General features: G+C 66.4%; 15 protein-coding genes, 3 tRNA genes and 3 pseudogenes. 18 read left to right on the top strand and 3 right to left on the bottom strand.

Annotated features, from left to right (window positions below; translation table 11 throughout):
- Positions 1 to 224: 224 nt before the first annotated feature.
- From MBTS_RS03245 to MBTS_RS03225, 5 genes are read left to right on the top strand one after another with little or no spacing between them, the layout of a single operon-like run.
- Complete coding sequence (locus MBTS_RS03245) at positions 225 to 1,097, top strand: branched-chain amino acid ABC transporter permease (RefSeq protein ID WP_056141947.1); 873 nt, start codon at positions 225 to 227, stop codon at positions 1,095 to 1,097.
- On the top strand, positions 1,094 to 2,125 hold the full coding sequence (locus MBTS_RS03240) for a branched-chain amino acid ABC transporter permease (RefSeq protein ID WP_192215066.1): 1,032 nt from the start codon (positions 1,094 to 1,096) through the stop codon (positions 2,123 to 2,125). The genes MBTS_RS03245 and MBTS_RS03240 overlap by 4 nt, the downstream gene beginning before the upstream one ends.
- Entirely contained in the window at positions 2,122 to 2,937 is an 816-nt protein-coding gene (locus MBTS_RS03235; RefSeq protein WP_187273441.1) for an ABC transporter ATP-binding protein, read from the top strand. Before MBTS_RS03240 ends, MBTS_RS03235 begins: the two co-directional genes overlap by 4 nt.
- Positions 2,930 to 3,634 (top strand): ABC transporter ATP-binding protein, encoded by a 705-nt coding sequence (locus MBTS_RS03230; protein ID WP_018042461.1) that lies wholly within the window; start codon positions 2,930 to 2,932, stop codon positions 3,632 to 3,634. Before MBTS_RS03235 ends, MBTS_RS03230 begins: the two co-directional genes overlap by 8 nt.
- On the top strand, positions 3,606 to 3,956 hold the full coding sequence (locus MBTS_RS03225) for a Rieske (2Fe-2S) protein (protein ID WP_056141955.1): 351 nt from the start codon (positions 3,606 to 3,608) through the stop codon (positions 3,954 to 3,956). Before MBTS_RS03230 ends, MBTS_RS03225 begins: the two co-directional genes overlap by 29 nt.
- A 170-nt stretch (positions 3,957 to 4,126) precedes the next feature.
- On the opposite strand, the gene MBTS_RS03220 is transcribed toward MBTS_RS03225, so the two are convergent.
- Entirely contained in the window at positions 4,127 to 4,873 is a 747-nt protein-coding gene (locus MBTS_RS03220) for a phosphotransferase family protein (RefSeq protein ID WP_238254161.1), read from the bottom strand.
- A 73-nt stretch (positions 4,874 to 4,946) separates the two neighbouring features.
- On the opposite strand from MBTS_RS03220, the pseudogene MBTS_RS03215 reads away from it, so the two are divergent.
- Positions 4,947 to 6,153: pseudogene (locus tag MBTS_RS03215) on the top strand (IS3 family transposase).
- Positions 6,154 to 6,184: 31 nt separating this feature from the next.
- Positions 6,185 to 6,649, top strand: a pseudogene (locus MBTS_RS03210) (integrase core domain-containing protein); the annotation flags it as partial.
- A gap of 227 nt (positions 6,650 to 6,876) precedes the next feature.
- Here MBTS_RS03210 and MBTS_RS03205 read toward each other — a convergent pair.
- Positions 6,877 to 6,950 (bottom strand) — tRNA-Gln (locus MBTS_RS03205).
- Positions 6,951 to 7,692: 742 nt separating this feature from the next.
- Between MBTS_RS03205 and glpD the strand changes: the two genes are divergently transcribed.
- Entirely contained in the window at positions 7,693 to 9,207 is a 1,515-nt protein-coding gene (glpD, locus tag MBTS_RS03200) for a glycerol-3-phosphate dehydrogenase (protein ID WP_192215065.1), read from the top strand.
- Between the two features lie 97 nt (positions 9,208 to 9,304).
- Positions 9,305 to 10,810, top strand: coding sequence for a glycerol kinase GlpK (gene glpK / locus MBTS_RS03195; RefSeq protein WP_192215064.1), 1,506 nt, complete (start codon positions 9,305 to 9,307; stop codon positions 10,808 to 10,810).
- A 58-nt stretch (positions 10,811 to 10,868) separates the two neighbouring features.
- On the opposite strand, the gene MBTS_RS03190 is transcribed toward glpK, so the two are convergent.
- Positions 10,869 to 10,942: transfer RNA gene (locus MBTS_RS03190), tRNA-Cys, on the bottom strand.
- A gap of 206 nt (positions 10,943 to 11,148) precedes the next feature.
- On the opposite strand from MBTS_RS03190, the gene MBTS_RS03185 reads away from it, so the two are divergent.
- The 9 genes and pseudogenes from MBTS_RS03185 to MBTS_RS03145 form a co-directional block, all read left to right on the top strand.
- Positions 11,149 to 11,224 (top strand) — tRNA-Asn (locus MBTS_RS03185).
- A 364-nt stretch (positions 11,225 to 11,588) separates the two neighbouring features.
- A complete protein-coding gene (locus MBTS_RS03180) occupies positions 11,589 to 12,890 on the top strand; it encodes a glycosyltransferase family 4 protein (RefSeq protein ID WP_238254163.1) in 1,302 nt (433 codons plus the stop codon).
- Positions 12,891 to 13,283: 393 nt separating this feature from the next.
- Positions 13,284 to 15,488 (top strand): polysaccharide pyruvyl transferase family protein, encoded by a 2,205-nt coding sequence (locus MBTS_RS03175; RefSeq protein ID WP_056141971.1) that lies wholly within the window; start codon positions 13,284 to 13,286, stop codon positions 15,486 to 15,488.
- 214 nt (positions 15,489 to 15,702) lie between these two features.
- On the top strand, positions 15,703 to 17,016 hold the full coding sequence (locus MBTS_RS03170) for a glycosyltransferase (protein WP_238254165.1): 1,314 nt from the start codon (positions 15,703 to 15,705) through the stop codon (positions 17,014 to 17,016).
- A gap of 71 nt (positions 17,017 to 17,087) precedes the next feature.
- Complete coding sequence (locus MBTS_RS03165) at positions 17,088 to 18,089, top strand: NAD-dependent epimerase/dehydratase family protein (RefSeq protein WP_147832673.1); 1,002 nt, start codon at positions 17,088 to 17,090, stop codon at positions 18,087 to 18,089.
- Positions 18,090 to 18,230: 141 nt separating this feature from the next.
- Positions 18,231 to 18,473 carry a hypothetical protein gene (locus tag MBTS_RS03160; RefSeq protein ID WP_056141980.1) on the top strand — a complete coding sequence of 81 codons (243 nt, stop codon included), beginning with the start codon at positions 18,231 to 18,233 and terminating at the stop codon, positions 18,471 to 18,473.
- Positions 18,474 to 18,589: 116 nt separating this feature from the next.
- The gene (locus MBTS_RS03155; RefSeq protein ID WP_018043850.1) at positions 18,590 to 18,916 is read left to right on the top strand and encodes a hypothetical protein; all 327 of its coding nucleotides are present in this window, start codon (positions 18,590 to 18,592) and stop codon (positions 18,914 to 18,916) included.
- Between the two features lie 60 nt (positions 18,917 to 18,976).
- Positions 18,977 to 19,513 (top strand): hypothetical protein, encoded by a 537-nt coding sequence (locus tag MBTS_RS03150; protein WP_147832672.1) that lies wholly within the window; start codon positions 18,977 to 18,979, stop codon positions 19,511 to 19,513.
- A gap of 355 nt (positions 19,514 to 19,868) precedes the next feature.
- Positions 19,869 to 20,390: pseudogene (locus MBTS_RS03145) on the top strand (outer membrane beta-barrel protein); the annotation flags it as partial.

Genomic DNA, 20,390 nt, shown 5'->3' with positions numbered 1-20,390 from the left:
CTCCGCTAGCCCCCGCAAGCTGAGGGTCGCTCAACCACCCCCACCTCCAACTCCTCCCCACAAGCTCGACGGATCTCGGGCAGGCCCGAGATCCGCTGGGGAGGAGGGCCGCCCATCCCGCGCAATTGCCGTCACGCTGACGGACAGGGATCCGCGCCAAGCTTGCTGACCCTGCACTGACGCTCAGCCGACGATCGTATCACCTGCTTACAGGCGAGGCCTCGATGACCGAATTCCTGCAGCACCTCCTCAACACCTTGGTCCTGGGGGGCACCTATGCCCTGCTCGGCATCGGGCTGACCCTGATCTTCGGGATCATGAACGTGGTGAACTTCACCCACGGGGCGCTCTACACGGTGGGCGCCTACGTCATGTACCTCGCCGTCACGGCCCTCGGGCTCGGCTTCTTCGCCGCCCTGCCGACCGCGATCCTCGGCGGCCTCCTGCTCGGCGCAATCCTCGACCTCGTGCTGCTGCGGCCGTTGCGCGGCGCGGACATGGACACGACCATGCTGGTGATGATCGGGGCCGGCATCGTCCTGCAATCGGGCACGCTCTGGCTGTTCGGCGGTGTCGCCAAATCGATCCCGACCCCTTTCCCGGATGCGCCCCTTCAACTCGGACCCGTCTCGGTGTCGTGGTTGCGGCTGTTCGTGCTGGGCGCGGCCCTCGCGCTGATCGGGCTGACCTACTGGCTCATCAACCGGACCCGCCTCGGGCTGGCCATGCGGGCCACCTTCCAGGACCACGACACCGCCTCGCTGATGGGGGTCAACGTACGGCTCATCTACACCGCGACCTTCGCCATCGGCTCCAGCCTCGCGGCGGCGGCGGGCGCACTCCTCGGGCCGGTTTACGTGGTGTTCCCGCAGATGGGCGGCATGGCCGAACTGAAGGCCTTCGCCATCGTGATTCTCGGCGGGCTCGGCAACATCACCGGGGCGGCCATCGGCGGCTTCATCCTGGCGCTCGCCGAGGAACTGGGCGCCGGCTACATCTCGTCGGGCTACCGGGACGCCATGGGCTTCCTGATCATCATCGCGGTGCTGATCTTCAAGCCGACGGGCCTCTTCGCCAAGGCGGAGCGCATCGGATGACCCGGCACCTCCCCGCTCTCGCCCTCCTGGCGGCGCTGGCCGCCCTGCCCTTCGCGCTGGGCCACGACCCCTACCTGCTCAACGCGCTGATTACGACGGGCATCGTCACCATCGCTGCCATGAGCCTGAACCTGTTGCTCGGCTTCACCGGGCAGCTCAGCCTTGGGCACATCGCCTTCTTCGGCATCGGTGCCTACGTCAGCGCCCTCACGAGCCTCGGCTTCGACGTAGAGCTGCTCTGGGGCCTTCGCATCGTACACGAGCCCTGGCCGCCTGTGGTGGGCTTCGGCCTCGCCGTGCTGGCGACGGCCGGCTGCGGCTACCTCGTCGGTCGCCTCTCCTTCCGGGTGCGGGGTGCCTATTTCGTCATCGTGACGATCTCCTTCGCCGAGGTGGTGCGCCTCGTCGCCCTCAACTGGGTGGAGCTGACCCAAGGCCCCCTGGCGCTGACGGGCATCCCGCCCTTCAGCCTCGGCTTGCCCGGCCTCGGCTCCGTCACCCTGCGGACGAAGATGCAGAATTACTATCTCGTCCTCGTGGTCGGCACGCTCTGCTACGCCCTCATCTCCCTCCTCGTCCGATCGCGCTTCGGCCGGGCCATGCGGGGCCTGAAGGAGAACGAGTCCCTGGCCCTCTCGGTCGGCATCAACGCCACCCGGACCCTGACCCTCGCGGCGGTGATCTCGGCGGCAATGGCGGGGGCAGCCGGCAGTCTCTACGCCCATTACCTGCGCATCATCGACCCCGACGTGTTCCTGTTCTCCACCACGGTGACCATGGTCATCATGGTGGTGGGCGGCGGCAAGGGCACGCTGCTCGGCCCCGTCGTCGGCGGCCTGATCTTCGGCCTGCTCCCCGTCGCCCTGCGTCCGGTCATGGTCCCTGAGGCGCAGTGGATGGTGTTCGGCCTCGTGCTGATCGTGATCCAGTTCGTCATGCCCCGGGGCATCGTGCCGGGCCTCGCTCGCCTCGCCACGCGCCGCCGCGCTTCGGAACCCGCCCGCGTTCCCGTGGAGGTCAGGCCATGAGCGAGATCCGCGCTCCCATCCTGTCGGTGGACCATGTCGGCGTGCGCTTCGGCGGCCTCGTCGCCATCGCCGACCTGCATTTCGACGTCCATCCCGGCGAGATCGTCAGCCTGATCGGCCCGAACGGGGCCGGCAAGACGACGGCCTTCAACGTGATGACGGGCTTCCTGAAGCCCAGCCAGGGTCAGGTCCGGTTCCGCGGCACCGGCCTCCAGGGGTTGCAGCCCCACGAGATCGTCCGTCTCGGCCTAAGTCGGACGTTTCAGCGTACCAGCGTGTTCCCCGACGACACCGTGTTCGACAACGTGATGATCGGCCTGCATCGGCGGGGCCGCACGCGGCTGGTCGACACGCTGCTCGGGCGGGACCGCGCCGGTGAGGCGGCTCTGCGAGACCGGGCCCGTGAACTCCTCGACTGGGTCGGGCTCTCCGGCCGGTCCCAGGACAAGGCCGGGTCGCTGGCCTATGGCGAGCAGCGCCTCGTCGGGGTCGCGCTGGCGCTGGCCACGGAGCCCGCCATGCTGCTCCTCGACGAACCGGTTTCCGGCATGAACGCCTCCGAGACCCAGGTCTTCGTGCGCCTGATCCGCTCGATCCGCGAGCGCGGCGTCACCGTCCTCCTCGTCGAGCATGACATGCCGATGGTCATGGAGGTCTCCGACCGGATCGTGGTGCTGAATTACGGCCGCCTCATCGCCGAGGGGCCGCCGGCGGCGATCCGATCCGATCCGACCGTGATCGAAGCCTATCTCGGCCAGGGCAGTGCCGCCCGCGAAGCCGCACAGGCCGCCAGGGAGACGAACGATGCTTGAGATCCGGGATCTCGTCTGCGGCTACGGCGCGGTAACGGCCCTGAAGGGGCTCTCGCTCAAGGTGGACGAAGGGCAGCTCGTGGCCCTGGTGGGGGCCAACGGCGCCGGCAAGTCGACGACGCTCCGGGCGGTGTCGGGGCTCATTCCGGCGCGCTCGGGCAGCATCCACTTCGCCGGCCGGGACATCACCGGCACCGACCCGCGCAAGGTGCTGGCCCAGGGCATCGCCCATTGCCCGGAGGGGCGGCGGGTCTTTCCGCAAATGAGCGTCGCGGAGAACCTCGCCATGGGCGCCTACCTGCGGCGCGATCCGGCCGGGGTGTCCGCCGATCTCGCGCGCATCTACGGCGAGTTCCCGCGCCTCGCCGAGCGCAAGCACCAAGCCGCCGGCACCCTTTCGGGGGGCGAGCAGCAGATGCTGGCGATCGGCCGCGCGCTGATGTCCCGTCCCCGGCTCGTCCTGTTCGACGAGCCCTCCCTGGGCCTTGCCCCCAACATCGTCGAGCGCATGTTCGCCGTCATCCGGGCGATCTGCGACACCGGCACCACGGTCCTCCTCGTGGAGCAGAACGCCTTCGCGGCCCTGGAACTCTGCGACTACGCCTACCTCTTGGAGACCGGCCGGATCGTGCTGGCGGGAACAGGCTCGACGTTGATCGCGGATCCTCATGTGCGCCAAGCCTATCTCGGCGGCTGACAGCGGGCGCTGGGTTCACGTCTGCCGTATCGAGGCGCTCGCCGGCAATGCGATCATCCCGGTCTTCGTGGCGGGCCGTCATCTCGTCCTCGTGCAGGACGGCGACGGGATCTTCGCCGCGGAACGGGCCTGCCCGCATGAGGGGGCGGATCTCGCCCTGGGCCATTGCTCCGGAGGGCGCCTGTTCTGCCCGCGGCACCTGGCATGGTTCGCGCTCGCGACCGGTGCCGTCTCGGCGGGATGGTCCTTTCGTGCTCTTCGCACCTACCCGACCCGCAGGGAGGGGGAGGATATCCAAGTTCTGATCGAGTTCCGTGGATGAGGGTGACGAAGGGTGCAGGCCGGTGACGAAACACGTCGTCCTGTAGAAGGGGGATGACCGAGACTGCACCGTTGGCGGACGTGCAGCCCATCTCCTTGTCGAAGGTGGCGGGATCGAGCAACAGGGCTCGAAACGGGCGCTTCGTTCGGCGCGGAGACGGAGCCTTTCGATCAGAGCGCCTTCGGGAAGGCCGGCCAGCATGGATCGTTCATGATCGAACGGGCACGCATGTGCTTCCAGATACCGTACTTGTAGAAGTCGAAGTCGAGGCTGGAGATCGTGTGCTGCACCATCGCCCAAGTCCACCATTTCACATCGGCGAGCGCCTTGTGGACCATCCGGCGAGCGAACGAGGCCTCGTCGTAGCGCCCGAAATACGCCTCGATCAGCTCGCGATCGACACTTTCGGAGGAGAACATCTCTCCGCTCCAGATCGCGAAGTCGTAGAGACGGTCGTTGTTGGACGCGTATTCGAAGTCGATGAGCAGGATGGAGCCGTCCTCGCCGACGAGGAAGTTGCCCGGCATCGGATCGTTGAAGCAGGGTACGAGATCGAGACCGGAGGCTTCGAGCGCCGCCTGTGCCAGGCGAGCCTGGTGGGACAGCCACGCGTGGTCGGGCGGCACGGGCGCCCGAAGTTCCGCCACCTGCCGGTCGTGCTCGGCGATCATGTCGAACACGGTCTTGGTGAGCGGCAGCAGCGGCGCCGCATGGAAGCGGCGATAGACGTCCATCGCCTCGGTCCGCAGGGCGGCGTCGGCAAAGTCGCGGTGGGTCGAGGGGCGCCGGCCATCCACGAACTCGGCGATCTCGATGTCCTGTGCATCGAGATGGTCGAAGGTGCGGGGGGCGAGGCCGATCCCTGCCGGCTGGCGGCGCGGGCGGCGGCGCGGTCGCTCCCTTTCCGCCGTCAGCACCTGTGGGACAGTGATCCTCCCCCGGTTTCGCGGACACCTCTGATACGCTTCTCGCGGGCGGGGAAGGTGTTTGATGGCCAAGACGAGACGCGAGTTTGCTTCGCTGCACCTTTCGGTGTCACCCCGGAGTTCAAACGCGAGGCGGTGGCGCTGCTGGAGAGCAGTGGCCGACCACAGATGCAGATCGCCGCGGAACTTGGGATCCAACCGTCGATGCTGAGGCAATGGCGCACGGCGCTGACGGGCGGCTGCCCGCCACCGCGGCCAGCGGGATTCCCAGGAACCGCGCCGATGAGCCCGGTGTCATCGCCATCCGATCAGGCGGCCGAGATCGCCCGTCTGCGGCGTGAACTCGACCGGACGCGCATGGAGCGCGACGTCCTAGAAAAAGCGATCGGCATCTTCGCGGAGATGCCCAAGTGACGTTCGCTTTCATCGCGCAGCATGCGGGCACCTGGCCGGTGCGTCTCATGTGCCGCGTGCTCGAAGTCTCCCCGAGCGGCTATTACGGCTGGCGATCACGCCCCGAGAGTGCCCGGTCGGCGTCGAACCGTCAGCTCTTGGCCGACGTCCAGCGTATCCATGCCGGGCATCTCAGGCGCTACGGCGCGCCTCGCGTGCATGCCGCTCTGCGGGCAGAGGGCCGAACGGCCAGTCGCGGGCGGGTGGAACGCCTGATGCGCCGTCACGGCATCAGGGCTCTGGCAGGACGTCAGTTCCGGCCCTGCACGACCGACAGCCGTCATGACCTGCCGATCGCACCGAACCTCCTGAAGCAGCAGTTATCGGCCGCGCTGCCCAATACGGTCTGGCTGGCAGATATCACCTATCTGCCGACCGGAGAGGGCTGGCTTTACCTGGCCGCCGTCCTCGATCTCGCAACCCGCAAGATCGTCGGCTGGTCCATGCGCGAGAACATGCGGACCGAATTGACGTCGGCGGCTCTGATGATGGCCACCCAACGGCAACGACCGGGGGCTGGCCTCATCTGCCACTCGGATCGCGGCAGCCAATACGCCGCCGAAGCCTATCGCAAACAGCTCGCCGACATGAAGGCGACGCCCTCCATGAGCCGGACGGGCTGCTGTTACGACAACGCTCCCATGGAGAGCTTCTTACACACCCTCAAGCTCGAACTCGTCCACCAACAACGATGTGCGACCCGGGACGAGGCTCGACGCGACTTGTTCGCCTACATTGAGGGCTACTACAATCGACAGCGCATCCATTCGGCTCTCGGCTACATCACCTCCGAGCAGGCCGAACGGAATGCGAGCTAACCCCCGTGTCCGCGAAAGCGGGGGAGGATCACTGTGCACGACGATGCAGGCCAGCGACGTCACCGCCACGCTCGACCTGGCGCTGGGTGCGGCTGGGCTCGATCAGGCGCGGGTGATGCAGCGGCCACGCCTGCTCTCCGATAACGGGCCGAGCTACGTCGCCAGCGACCTGACCGACTGGCTCGGCATTCGGGGCATGACCCACATCCGCGGTGCGCCATGCCATCCTCGAACGCAGGGCAGGATCCAGCGTTGGCATCAGACGCTCAAGAACCGCATCCTGCTCGAACACGCCTACCTGCGAGGCGAGCTGGAGACGCAGGTTGCCGATTTCGTCGAACGTGACAACCATGCCCGAGCCCATGAGAGCCTGAGCAACCTCACGCCCGCTGACGTCTACTTCGGACGCGGCGAAGGGATCCTGGCCGAGCGGGAACGCACCAAGCACCAGACCCTGATGGATCGCCGCTTGCGCCACCACGCGCAGGCCGCCTGACCTCATTACCCCAGATGGACCAGAGCCTCCGCTCCTGGATACCGCCGAATGTCCCAAATCATCTGACGACGGACACGTCCACGCAGGACAACATTCGCGATCGGTGCCACTCCGCTCCTTCGGCACCTGGCTGGGTGCCTTGTGTAGCAGCGGTGTGTAGCAACAGGCTCACACCGCAGGGCGACTGCGCGAGGAGCTCAATGATCTGAAAGGCTTAGATGTGACAGTGGCTGGGGGACGAGGATTCGAACCTCGACTAGAGGAGTCAGAGTCCACTGTTCTACCGTTAAACTATCCCCCAACGAACCCGTGAAAGACACGACGTTTTTGCCGCCGTTCTCCGAGCTTGGCCGGAAGCTTCGTGAGCGCTTCCGAACGAGGTTGTTCGCATAAGGCACTGTTCCTGTCCGGTCAACCACCCGAATGAAGCCAAACAGGGCGATCGCTCGAAGGGAAGGAATCCCGGAGCTGCGTTTGGCCGGAGTCACGGGGGGCCTGTCACGTCGGAGCGGCAAGCGGTCCGCACTTTCGGGCCTGCGTCGCCCGTACCCCGTGGAGATGCGGCCCGTGGAGGCGTGCGAGATCGAGGCCTGATGGACGTGCGGGGCAGTCGACCCGCGCATGCTCCGTGCCTCGAGCGGGTTCCCTATGGGCCGGACGCATGGCGGCCGGTCGGCTGCCGGTCGAATGGGGAGGATCGTGCCGGAAGGCCGGCTTGTCGAAACGGATATGCCGTTTTAGCCCTTATATCGAGCGGCGCTGATCCCGACCGATGGTCGTTCTCAGCACGTTCGGCGGACGCCCGCCGCAGCGCAGTCGCGCGGGCGGCCGACGATGAGGTTTCCTCATCGTCGGCCGGTATTAGTGAAAACATCTTGAGGTCCGATGACTTCTCGTGTCGTCTCGATCCGGGCCGGTCGCCGATATCCCCGATCCCGCGATCTTCGGCGCGGGCAACCCTGACGGAGGCGGCCGCGCCGGCTCGACCTGTCCCCCCTCAATTATCGGGAGGGCTTCGAGGATGGGGAGAGAGAGGTCACGGCTTGGACGCGAGCGATTACGATCTCCTCGTCATCGGCGGCGGCATCAACGGCGCGGGCATCGCGCGCGATGCGGCGGGGCGCGGCCTTCGGGTGATGCTCTGCGAGCGCGGGGATCTGGCCGAATTCACCTCGTCCTCCTCCACCAAGCTCATCCATGGCGGCCTGCGCTACCTCGAACATTACGAGTTCCGGCTGGTGCGGGAGGCTCTGGCCGAGCGCGGACGCCTGCTGCGGCTGGCGCCCCACATCATCTGGCCGTTGCGCTTCGTCCTGCCGCATGACGAGGGCCTGCGCCCCGCCTGGATGCTGCGGCTCGGACTGTTCCTCTACGACCATCTCGCCCGCCTGCGCGCCCTTCCCGGCTCCGCCTCGGTGACTCTCCCAGGCTCGGATTTCGGCCTGCCGCTGCAGCCGCGTCTGACGCGGGGCTTCGCCTATTCGGATTGCTGGGTCGAGGACAGCCGCCTCGTGGTGCTCAACGCCATGGATGCGCGCGAGCGCGGGGCCCAGATCCGGACTCGCACCACCGTCGAAGCGGCCCGTCGCGACGGGACATCCTGGGTCGCCACGATCCGCCACATGGGGACTGGCCGCAGCGAGGCCGTGCATGCGGGGATGATCGTCAACGCGGCCGGTCCCTGGGTGAGCGAGACCCTTGGGCACACGCTCGGCCTTGCCAGCCGGACGGCGGTCAGGCTGGTGAAGGGCAGCCACATCGTCGTCCGCAAGCTCTACGAGGGCGATCACGCCTATATCCTGCAGCAGCCGGACGGGCGCATCGTCTTCGCGATCCCCTACGAGGGCGCTTTCACCCTCATCGGCACCACCGACGTGCCCCATTCCGGCGAACCGGGGCCGGTCCGCATCTCCGAGGACGAGACCCTCTATCTCTGCGACTGCATCAACCGGTCGCTCCGGGCTCGGATCCATCCCTGCGACGTGGTCTGGAGCTTCTCGGGCGTGCGCCCGCTCTTCGACGATGCCGCCGCGAAGGCCTCCGCGGTCACCCGCGACTACGTCCTCGACGTCTCCGACCGGGATGGCCGCCTGCCCGTGCTCTCGGTCTTCGGCGGCAAGATCACCACCTACCGGCGCCTCGCCGAACACGCGTTGGCCAAGCTCGCCCCCTATCGCCCCGGGATGAAGCCCGCCTGGACCGGCGATGCGGTTCTGCCGGGCGGCGACATGCCGGGTGCCGATTTCGAGGGGTTCCTCGCCGACCTCATGGCGCGCAGGCCCTTCCTGCCACCCGCGATGGCACGGCGTCTCGCCCGGGCCTACGGCACGCGCACGGACGGCCTGCTCGGCACGGCTCGGACCCTCGCCGATCTCGGGGCGGATTTCGGGGAAGGGCTCACCGAGGCCGAGGTGGCGTATCTGATCGACCGGGAATGGGCGCGCAGCGCTCAGGACATCCTCTGGCGCCGCTCGAAGCTCGGGCTGCACCTGCCGCCCGAGGGACGGGCGCGGCTCGAAGCCTATATGGAGGCCAAGGCCAAAGCCGAAGCGGCCTGACCGGGGACGCGAACCCGCTTCGCTCTTTGCTGTGTCGCGGGTTTTTATCGCAGAACCGGGGGTCACTTCTGCGAAACCTGCTTAGGGGGAGACGGCCATGTCGCGTTATGTCGGGGCGATCGATCAGGGCACGACCAGCACGCGCTTCATCGTCTTCGATCGCGGCGGCGCGATCATCGCGGAGGCCCAGCGCGAGCACGAGCAGATCTACCCCCGACCCGGCCATGTGGAGCACGACGCCAACGAGATCTGGCGCAACACCCGGACCGTGATGCGCGAGGCCCTGGAGACGGCGGGGCTGCAGCCGTCCGATCTCGTTTCCATCGGCATCACCAACCAGCGCGAGACCACCCTGATCTGGGATCGCGCCAGCGGGCGCCCGCTCCACAACGCCCTGGTCTGGCAGGACACGCGGGTGGACGGGCTCGTGGCCGAGTTCGCCCGCCACGGCGGCAAGGACCGTTTCCGTGCGCTCACCGGCCTACCCTTGGCGAGCTATTTCTCCGGCCTCAAGCTCGCCTGGCTCCTCGACCGGGTGCCCGGTGCCCGCGCGGCGGCCGAGGCCGGGGATGTCCTGTTCGGGACCATCGACACCTGGCTCGTCTGGAACCTCACCGGCGGCCCGCAGGGCGGTCTCCACATCACCGACGCGACCAATGCCAGCCGCACCCAGCTCATGGCCCTCGACACCCTCGACTGGGATGCCGGCATGATTTCGGCCTTCGGCATCCCGCGGGCGATGCTGCCGAGGATCGTCTCCTCGAGCATGGTCTATGGCGAGACGCGGGGCGCCCTCCCCGGGGTGCCCATCGCCGGCATCCTCGGTGACCAGCAGGCGGCCCTGTTCGGCCAGGCCTGCTTCTCGCCCGGCAAGGCCAAGAACACCTACGGCACCGGCTGCTTCGTGCTGATGAACACCGGGACGGCTCCGGTGCCCTCCACCTGCGGCCTCGTCACCACCCTCGCCTACCGGCTCGGCGACGAGGCGCCGGTCTATGCGCTGGAAGGCTCCATCGCCATCACGGGCGCCCTGGTCCAGTGGCTGCGCGACAATCTCGGCCTCATCCGGGACAGCGCCGAGATCGAGCCCCTCGCCCGCACCGTGGAGGACAATGGCGACGTGTACTTCGTGCCGGCCTTCTCGGGCCTCTACGCGCCGCATTGGCGGGAGAGCGCGCGCGGCATCATCGCCGGCCTCACCCGCTACGCCAACAAGGGGCATATCGCCCGTGCCGCCCTGGAGGCCACCGCCTACCAGACCCGCGAGGTCATCGAGGCGATGGAGACGGATTCCGGAATTGCGATCCCGGAACTGCGGGCCGATGGCGGCATGGTCTGCAACGACCTCCTGATGCAGTTCCAGGCGGACCTCCTCGCCGTGCCGGTGCTGCGACCGAAGGTGACGGAGACCACGGCGCTGGGCGCCGCCTACGCGGCGGGGCTCGCCTCGGGATACTGGGCCGGCACCGGCGATCTCGTGGCCAATTGGGGCGTCGACCATCGCTGGCACCCGCGTATGGACGAGGGCCGGCGCAACCGGCTCTACGCCGCCTGGGGCAAGGCGATGACGCGCTCGTTCGGGTGGACCGAGCCGACGGGATGAAGCGCCCCGGCCATGGACCGGGAGCTCTCCCTTGCAAAATAGGGGATCGAGAAAGATTTGGAGGCCTCGCCCGGAATCGAACCGGGGTGCAAGGATTTGCAGTCCTCTGCGTAACCACTCCGCCACGAGGCCTCGGCCACATCCCATCGAGGAAGGAATGGCGCCTCCGGATCGGGCGGGCGATCCGGGGTGACGGGTCTCTTACAGAGCCCGGGCCGGGTCCGCAACGGGGATTCCGCGACAGGAGGCCAAACGGAGGCGAGGCCGTAAACAAAGCCGACAAATATGCGAAGAGGCCTTGCGTCCCGCCAAAGCCGTGTGTAGAGACCCCGCCGTGGTCCCCGATAGCTCAGTTGGTAGAGCAAGCGACTGTTAATCGCTTTGTCGTAGGTTCGAGTCCTACTCGGGGAGCCAAATACCTTCTCCGTTCCCCGGCTGTGCCGGACGAGACGCCGGATGAGGGTGGTGAACCTCTTCTCCCCAGCACTTCCCTTGCCGCCGTGATGCCTGCCATCGAGATCGATGGGGCCGCCTTCGGCCTGACCGGCTATGCGCGGTTGGTGCGATGAAGTAGCCTCGTCCGGCAGTGGGATGAGGTCATAGTTTCGACGCGTCGTGCACGCACTTGGCCACTGCGTTTTTAAAGAGGCGGGGCGTTCCGAACGATGGCGAGAATCGCTGACTCCGGGGGCGGTCAGAGAAGGATGCATGTCATGCGGCGATGCCTGTCCATCGTCGGAACCAAAATGCAGGTTCCATGACGGCTTCGAACATCTTGATGGATTACACGGATCTGGTGTCCTTCTTCAAAAGAGGGCTTCCGATCACGGGGATCCAACGGGTCGTCTACGAAATCACCAGCGCGATCCAGGCGGACGATCTCGACTGCGTCATCACACCGATCGGCATCACGCCCTTCAAGCGGCGGCTCGCTCCCATCAGCGCTCCGATGCTGGAGCTGATCGAGGCGTATGGCCGAACCAACACCGTCCAGGGCCGCTCCCTCGTCGCCAAGGCGGTGGAGGAACTGAGCTATGTCCGCATCTTCAAGAACCAGCCGGCGGCGGCGGCCGACAGTTCCATGCCCCGGTCGGCTCCGTGGCTGGTGATGCTCGGGGCGAGCTGGTCGCGCTCGAACTATGCCGGCATCGTCAGCGCGCTGAAATCCGCCGACATCTCCTGTCGCAAGGCGGTCCTCGTCCACGACATGCTGCCGATCGAGCGGCCCGAGCTCACGTTCCGGTCGGCCCATGCCACGTTCAAGCGCTGGATCGACCTCGTGCTCGAGACGGCGGATGTGATCTTCACGCCGTCCCGCGCCACCGCGGACGCGCTCATTGCCTATCAGGGGTTCGATTGTGGGCGGATCGTGACGCTCAATTTCGGTGTGTCCCAGATCGGCGACAACACCCCGCCGAAGCCGCTGAAGGTCAAGGGACCCTACATCCTCTACGTTTCGTCGGTGCACCCGCGCAAGAATCACCGCGTCGCCATCAAGGCCTGGTCGCTGGCGTTCAAGGGCAACGAGGAGGCGGCCCCGAGCCTCGTCTGCGTCGGGCACAGCAAGCGCAAGAAGCGCATGATGCTGCGCGCCATCGTCAGGCGGACTCCGCTCGCGCGGAAGCTCCACTTTCTCGCCAAGGTCGACGACCTGGCCCTGCGGACGCTCTACAAGAACTGTCAGATGTTCGTGTTTCCGTCCCGCTACGAGGGGTGGGGACTGCCGGTGGCCGAGGCCCTGAGCTTCGGCAAGTTCGGCATCGTCTCGAAAACCACCTCCCTGCCCGAGGTCGGCCAGCATTTCGTCGATTATGCTCTGCCCCATATGACGAGCGAATGGGTCGCCAAGATCAAGGCCTACGCCACCGACCCCGAGTCGCTCCGGGAGAAGGAGCGCGAGATCGACAGGAATTATAGGCCCGCCACCTGGACGGAGACCGGCCGGCAGATCCTGGCGGCCCTGCAGCGCGTGGATGACGAGGCCAAGGCCGCCTCTGTCGCCAAGCGCCCCGCCCCGCCGCGCCGCGTCGCGCCGCAGTCGGACGCGGCGCGGCAGCGCGTCCCTCAGACCACGTCGTGATGGCACTCGTCCCCTCCCCGCCTTTCGTCGGCCGGAGCGAGACCGATGGCATCCCGCGGTTTTGCCGATGCCGCGACCTCTCGGCCTGGACACCCCGCGGAATCAGCCTTAATCAGGCGCACCAATGACTTGGGAGGATTGGCGGGCTTGGCATTCAGGCACTCAAATGCAGGATGACCTCGGCGTCCGCCGACAGGACAGGGTCGGCGAACGCTCCGAACTGCCGGAAATATAGTCACTCGAGCGGCGATGGCATTTTTGCGCAGCCCGTATTCCTGGTTGCGGTGGGACGAATACGAGAGCGTCCTGACGATGCTGGCGGATTTGAATCACACCATTACGATACGATCATTGTTTTCGTTTTAGAGAATCCAAGAACCAAGGACGTGATCTATGGCGACATCCATCACCCGGTACGTGCGTGAGAAAGGCGAGATTCCGCTGGCCTGGGCCGGTTCGACCCTGGACATGAACTATCTCAACTTCGGCGACGCTCTGAGCCCGGTGATGATCGCGCTGCTCTCGGGCAAGCCGATCCGCAGGGCGCCGATGAAGTCGTTCGCGCCTCGCCTGTCCTGCGTCGGTACGATCGGCCACGGTTTCGCCAACGGCGAGGTCTGGTTCTGGGGCACGGGCTGCTCCAACTGGGCCAACCCTTCCGCTCCGGCAGCCGAGAAGAAGCCCTTCGTCCCGTCCCCGGAATCGCATTTCACCGTGACCGCCACCCGCGGCCCGGTCTCGGAATCGCTCCTCTCGGCCAAGACCCTCTCGCATGCCGTTCCGTACGGCGACCCGGTCTGGCTGCTGCCTCGATTTTACAAGCCGACGGTCAAGAAGCGCTACAAGCTCGGCGTCATCCTCCACCTGTCGGAACTCGCCAACCGAGAGATGGAGGCGGTGCCGCGCAAGGAGATCGCGCGGTTCCGGATTCCGGCCGAACTCGCCGACGACATCCATCTCATCACGACCGTCACCGAACTGCATGTCGGTGCGCTTCAGTCGAAGATCGACGAGATCCTGTCCTGCGAGCGCATCGTCTCCACCAGCCTGCACGGCATGGTGATCGCGGAATCCTACGGCATTCCCTGCCTGTATTTCGCGCCGAGCCTGAGCAAGGACGGGCTGCAATCGGTGGAGCTCACCCCCGGTGGCGACGTCGACCTGCGCATCGTCGATCTCTATACCGGCCTCGGCCTGCCGAAGATCGACGTCTACAATCAGCCCCGGCCCAAGCCGAGCGACTGGCCCGCGATCATGAAGGCCATCGACAAGAGCTGGTCGCCCAAGACCTTCGATGGCGATGCCCTGATCAACGCCTTCCCGGTCGATCTGAGCCCCATCTCCGCCGCGCCCGGCGAGACGATCTGGGAGCACAAGGCGCTCACCGACCTGAAACTCCGCCACGATGTCGGCGAGTTGAACCGGCTCGACCGCAAGGAATTTCCGGGAGGAGCCAAGGTGGCCGCCGCCCGATTTCCTGACGAATCTCCCAAAGGCGCTCCCAAGGCCGCTGCGAGAGCTGTGGCCGAAAAGACTGTCTCTGAGCCGGCTGGCGAAGATGCTGCGGCGAAGCTAGAAAAAAAAAAGAGCTCCGTCGCTCTCCTGAAGCGCATTAAATCGACCCTGCCGCCCGGCTCGGTGCCCCTGGCCTGGGCGGCCAGTTCGCCGAAGTTTCCCTACGCTAATTTCGGTGACGCGCTGAGCGCCGTCATGGTCGCCGCCATCTCCGGACGCGTCGTGCGGCATGCGGGCTTCGACAGCAATTCCGAGCGCCTCGTCGCGGTCGGAACCATCGGCCACGCCATCAGCAAGGGCACGGTGCATATGTGGGGCACCGGTCTCGATGCCCAGCGCTGCCCGGGCAATCCGAACCCGGCGCCCTATCAGCGTCCGGCGGGAACCGAGTTCCACGTCCATGCCGTGCGCGGCCCCAAGACCGGCGCCGTACTGAGGGCGCAGGGCATCGCGGTGCCGGAGATCTACGGCGACCCGGTCTACCTGCTGCCCAAGTTCTGGCCCATGGACCATGTGGCGAAGACCCATGAGATCGGCGTTATCGTCCACCTGACCGAGCTCGCCTCCCAGGATCCCGCCGCCACCGTCCTCGACGTGATGACGCGCTACGGCATCCCCCCCGAGCGCAAGGGCGATATCCGGATCATCAACACGATCACCGAACGCGACGCATCGTCCCTGCGCGCCAAGGTCGAGGAGATCGTGTCCTGCCGGCACATCCTCTCTACCTCGCTCCACGGTCTCGTGATCGCGGAATGCTACGGTATTCCCAGCGCCTGGTTCGCCACCTATGGCCAGGGCGAGGGCCGTGAACTCAAGCTCGACGACGATGAGGAGAGGGTCGATCACCGGGTGCGGGATTTCTATCTCGGCGCCGGTGTGACCCGCCTCAACGCCTTCTGCCTGGAGCGGCGCGCCAAGCCCGAATGGGACAAGGCCGTCGACTGGATCAAGGCCACATGGCGGCCCCTGACCTACTCGCCCCAGGCATTGTTCGAAGCCTTCCCGCTGCCGAAGGCGGTCGAGTTCGAGGCGACCCCCTGGCCGGTGGAGCCGAAGGTGCTCAAGGCGCTGAAGTTCTAGGCGCCCGGTCCTACGGGACGAGTCGCATCGTCGAGGCCACGCGGCGATCGAGAAGAGGCGAACTCCGTCCTCCTGGAGGCGTCAGCGCCCGAGGAGGAACGGTGTTCGGACGGCACGAGGGGCCGAGCCACCGGCGCGTGAAATCGCATGTGGTCCGAGTCTTTCATTTCTATCGCCAACGACCCCATCGCAGAACCATCCGAGGAAGTCCGGAATGCCTAAAAGTGTGATGTTGGATGGGTACAATCTCGGCCTGGAGAAGGGGACCGGCGTCGCCACCTACGCGCGCAACCTGAGCTACGAGCTGCACGAGCTCGGCTACCGGACCGATGTCCTCTACGGGACCCGCGCATCTCCGGGCCTCGACCCGCTGCTTCGCGAGATTTCGTTCTTCGATCCGGCGGTGGGTATCCCGCCGCAATGGCTGGTGATCCTGCGCTACCTGCGCGACCAGATGACCTCGCCGCTCGGGCGGCGGGCGGTGAAGGTGCCGATCACCGGCACCGTCATCAGCAAGACGTTTGAATCGCGGATGCCGTATTTCGACCAGATCTGGAACAGCGTGAACCTGTTCGACGTCGCGCTCTCCTATTTCAAGACCTACAATCGCACCCTGCGCGTCAGCGGTCTGCGCACGCCCGACATCATGCACTGGACCTATCCTCTGCCGATCCGGATTCCGGGCGCCAAGAACATCTACACCCTGCACGATCTCGTGCCCCTGCGCCTGCCCTTCACCACCGGCGACATCAAGCGGCGCTACCTGCGCCTGATGCGGCGCATCGTGAAGGATGCCGATCACATCGTCACCGTGTCCGAGACCTCGCGCCGCGACATCATCAACCTGCTCGGCTGCCCCGAGCACCGGATCACCAACACCTACCAGTCGGTGGAAATCCCCAAGAAGTTCTCCGAGAAGCCCGAGGACGTGGTCCGCCGCGAGATCGAGGGCGCCTTCGGCCTGCCGTACAAGGGCTACTTCCTGTTCTTCGGCGCCATCGAGCCCAAGAAGAACGTCGGCCGCCTCGTCGAGGCCTATCTCGCGAGCCAGGTCTCGGCGCCACTCGTCATCGTCGGCGGCGCGGCTTGGAAATCGGATATCGAGTTCAAGTTCATCAATCCGGCGACGAACTCGTATCTCGAGCAGATCGACAACATGACCTACCAGCGCGACCGCATCCGGCGGTTCGACTACGCGCCGTTCTCGCTCCTCGTCAGCCTCATCCGCGGTGCCAAGGGCGTGGTGTTCCCCTCCCTCTACGAAGGTTTCGGCCTTCCCGTGCTGGAGGCCATGCTGCTCGGCACCCCTGTCATCACCTCCAAGGAGGGCTCGACGCCGGAAGTCGCCGGCGACGCGGCCCTGCTGATCAACCCCTACGACACCCGCGACATCGCCGACGCGATCCGCGCGGTGGATTCGGATGCGGACCTGCGCGGGCGCCTCTCCGAAATGGGCAAGGTCCAGGCGGCGAAATACAGCCCCGAGATCTATCGCGGGCGCCTCAAGGAACTCTACGAGCGACTCTGAACGGACCCTTCCGGATCGCCGCCGGCCTCGTCGGCAGGCGGTCCGGGCGACGGTGAGGCCTCGACCCGACAATGGCGATTCTCGTGACCGGAGCCGCGGGCTTCATCGGCTACCATGTGGCCGATCGCCTGCTCGCGCGTGGCGAGACGATCATCGGCATCGACAATCTCAACGATTACTATTCCGTCGCGCTCAAGCGGGACCGGATCGAAGATCTCGCGACGCGCCGGGGCGACGCGTTCCGCTTTCTGCCCATCGACTTCTCCGATCACGAGGCCCTGGACAGGGGGCTGGACGAGCATGGGATCGACAGGATCGTCCATCTCGGCGCGCAGGCCGGGGTGCGCTACTCCATCGAGAACCCGCGCGCCTACGTTCAGGCCAACGTGGTCGGTCACCTCAACATCCTGGAATTCGCGCGCCACCGGGGCGTGGCGCACCTCGCCTATGCCTCGTCCTCCTCGGTCTATGGCGGGAATACCTCCCTGCCCTTCCGGGTCGAGGACCGCGTTGACCATCCGGTCTCGCTCTATGCCGCCACCAAGAAGGCGGACGAGTTGATGAGCGAAACCTACGCCCATCTCTATCGCCTGCCCCAGACCGGACTGCGCTTCTTCACCGTCTACGGGCCATGGGGACGGCCCGACATGGCTCTGTGGCTGTTCGCCAAAGCCATCTTCGCGGGCGAGCCGATCCGCGTGTTCAACGACGGCGCGATGCGACGGGATTTCACTTACATCGATGACATCGTCAGCGGGATCCTCGCCTGCCTCGACAATCCGCCCCCCGATAACGGCGCGGAGAAGGCCGGCGGCAGCCATGCGCCGCACCGGCTCTACAACATCGGCAACAACACGTCCGTGCCGCTCCTGCGCATGATCGACGTGCTGGAGGAGGCCTGCGGGCGCCCTGCGATCCGCCGGTCCGAGCCGATGCAGCCCGGCGACGTGAGGGAGACCTACGCCGATCTCGGCGCCATCGCCCGCGACCTCGGCTATGTCCCGACGACGCCGATCGAAGTCGGAATCCCGGCCTTCGTGCGCTGGTTCAAGGCCTATCACCGCCTCGGCTGACGCCGCCCGCTTCTGCCTGAGGCGCCGATCCGCCGGCGGGACAGTCGTCATACCCCATATGGGGGATGGCAGGATTGAACGGGATGGTAGGGGTTCCGTGATCCAGGGCTGCGATCTTGCCCACCACCATGTGGACCACCGATGTTCATCGATTGCCGCATCACCTACGACCTTCGTTCCGATGACCGGAGCCTCGACAGGTGGACGGTCTTCGACACCAAAACCGGTCGACCGGCATGGGTGAAAGGACTGCGGCAGGTCGGGCTTGCCTTCGCCGTGGCCGACCAACTCGTCGACGCATTGAACGCCATGGAGCGCGCCGCACCGGGATCGTCGGTGACCTGGTCGGACCGCTTGAGCGGGCCGCTGCTCGCCCCCGTGTGATCGGCCGGCGGCTCTCGACACGGGACGGCAACGTAACTTGATCAGGACGAATCCATCTCGTCCCGAGCCCTCCAATGATTTAGGTTGCGGCGTTCGAAACATCGCGATCTGCGTGCATGGAAAAAGCACTTGCTCAGGCCATCAAGGGGCTCGGGAAATTCGGACCGGATGGGCTCGTTTTTTCCGTGATCATCCTGGCGACATTTGGAGCCTTGATCGCCCATGTCGATCCAGCCTGGGCCATCGGCGCGGGATGCCTCTTCTGCATCCTGTGGCTCATCCGCAATTTCGCCACGGCGCGTATCGACCTTCAGGCCAGGAAATCCAGCCTCGAACTGACGGCGAAATCACGCGGCGCGCCCATCGCGGCACAGAAGCCGCGCACGAAGCGGATTCCTCCATCGTCGGCCGGTTCGCCGGACCAGCCCCCTCCGCCGCCCTAGCGCCTCCTCCTGTTTGTCAACGCATAGATTGTGTCATACATCTCGAATATGGTGACCGGCATGCAGGGAACGCCCTTCGTTATCGTCGCGATCTTGGCGCTCACCCTTCTCGTTGCGCGTGAGTTGATCCGCGCGACTCACGACACGCATCGAAAGGCACGTGCCCTGGAGCGAGCAAACGCCGATTTGAATCGGTGTTTCGATGTGACCGAGCGTGCGCTGAAGGATGATCGCGTACCGGATCGCCTCCGAAACCTGTTGCTCGGGCAGGCACATGCATTGTCCGATTTTCAGGCGGGCGAGCGAGTGCTCAAGGCGTTCATCGAGATGCTCCATAGCCGCCGTGACGTTCCGTCCCCAGCCGATCATCCCATCGCACTTGCGGTGGAGGAACTGGCCGCTTCGGATCCCCGCTTGGCCGCCGAGTGCCGGTCGGCATTGGTGGACGGGATGTTGGCGCTGATCCTGATCCATGCCGACGCCTTCAGCATCGATGAAGCCGTCGACGAAGCCGTGCATGAGGCAGCGCGAAACCCATTCAGCGTGCCCGCCGATGTATCCGGCATGTTGGGTGGTTCCGGCTTAGCCGCAGCCTGATCCTACGCTGCCGTTCCAGTGAGGTCCGGCCAGGGCGAAGGCCGGCCGCCACCATCGCGGGGGGGGGCGGAAATCGCTTAGCGACGGCCTCTCCGCGTGGCTTCCACCCACTCGACGATGCGGTCTTAAGACAACGCTAACCCTGTTCTTTTACCACGATGGGGTCGGCGAGGAGCCGTCCCGTATTGGTCTGGCCGCGTCCCGAGGGGGCGCGATCCCCCGGGACGATCTTCGGCCGCCGCGTCCGTCGCGCCGGTCCGGGATGCGCGAAGGGACGTCCCTGAAACATCCCGGGCAGCGGTCCTGTCGCGCGCACCGCTCGAGGCGGGGACCCGCGGAGAGACACTCGTCCGTGATGCGTGCAGGGCCGATCGCAGGATGGCGCAGGAGGGGGCTTCACGGCCTGATCCTGACGGCCGCCGTCGCCCTGCCCGGAAGCCAGGCGGAGGCCCAGTCGAGCCCGACGCCGCGACCCGCCACACCGACCTTCGGCAGCACGAATCCATCCTCGGCCACGGGTGCGGGTAGTACGGGCGGCCCGACCCTGCGCGGCAGCGGTGCCTCCGGCGATGCGTCCACCGGCGCCGCCTCCCCGAGCGAGGGCGCTGTCTCACAGACCGATGACGGTTCGGCCGGCACCCCCGCCCGACGGCGCTCCCTCGCGCCTGTCGCGCGTCCGGCCACGAGCGCCGGCAACAACCGCAATCCCACCGATCTCCTGCGCCTGCGCGCGATCCCGCCGCGCCGCTTCGGCGTGGCGACGACGCGGCCGGTCCGCTCCATCGTGCAGACGCCGCCGCCGGACCTGCGACTCACACCCGTGATCCGCAATGCCGTCGTCGGTGCGCCGCTGCCGACCCCCTCGCCCGCTCCGCCC

The organism is Methylobacterium bullatum (assembly GCF_014845095.1).
Lineage (GTDB): Bacteria > Pseudomonadota > Alphaproteobacteria > Rhizobiales > Beijerinckiaceae > Methylobacterium > Methylobacterium bullatum.
Note: the sequence above shows the minus strand (reverse complement) of the source record. Positions and strands in the feature narration are given on the sequence as shown.

Excerpts from the sequence above, each read along its gene's own strand:
- MBTS_RS03160 (WP_056141980.1), top strand. The coding sequence starts at position 18,231 with ATGTTCATCGATTGCCGCATCACCTACGACCTTCGTTCCGATGACCGG.
- MBTS_RS03170 (WP_238254165.1), top strand. The coding sequence starts at position 15,703 with ATGCCTAAAAGTGTGATGTTGGATGGGTACAATCTCGGCCTGGAGAAG.
- glpK (WP_192215064.1), top strand. The coding sequence starts at position 9,305 with ATGTCGCGTTATGTCGGGGCGATCGATCAGGGCACGACCAGCACGCGC.
- MBTS_RS03165 (WP_147832673.1), top strand. The coding sequence starts at position 17,088 with ATGGCGATTCTCGTGACCGGAGCCGCGGGCTTCATCGGCTACCATGTG.
- MBTS_RS03235 (WP_187273441.1), top strand. The coding sequence starts at position 2,122 with ATGAGCGAGATCCGCGCTCCCATCCTGTCGGTGGACCATGTCGGCGTG.
- MBTS_RS03175 (WP_056141971.1), top strand. The coding sequence starts at position 13,284 with ATGGCGACATCCATCACCCGGTACGTGCGTGAGAAAGGCGAGATTCCG.
- MBTS_RS03230 (WP_018042461.1), top strand. The coding sequence starts at position 2,930 with ATGCTTGAGATCCGGGATCTCGTCTGCGGCTACGGCGCGGTAACGGCC.
- MBTS_RS03240 (WP_192215066.1), top strand. The coding sequence starts at position 1,094 with ATGACCCGGCACCTCCCCGCTCTCGCCCTCCTGGCGGCGCTGGCCGCC.
- MBTS_RS03225 (WP_056141955.1), top strand. The coding sequence starts at position 3,606 with ATGTGCGCCAAGCCTATCTCGGCGGCTGACAGCGGGCGCTGGGTTCAC.
- MBTS_RS03155 (WP_018043850.1), top strand. The coding sequence starts at position 18,590 with ATGGAAAAAGCACTTGCTCAGGCCATCAAGGGGCTCGGGAAATTCGGA.
- MBTS_RS03150 (WP_147832672.1), top strand. The coding sequence starts at position 18,977 with ATGCAGGGAACGCCCTTCGTTATCGTCGCGATCTTGGCGCTCACCCTT.
- MBTS_RS03180 (WP_238254163.1), top strand. The coding sequence starts at position 11,589 with ATGGATTACACGGATCTGGTGTCCTTCTTCAAAAGAGGGCTTCCGATC.
- MBTS_RS03245 (WP_056141947.1), top strand. The coding sequence starts at position 225 with ATGACCGAATTCCTGCAGCACCTCCTCAACACCTTGGTCCTGGGGGGC.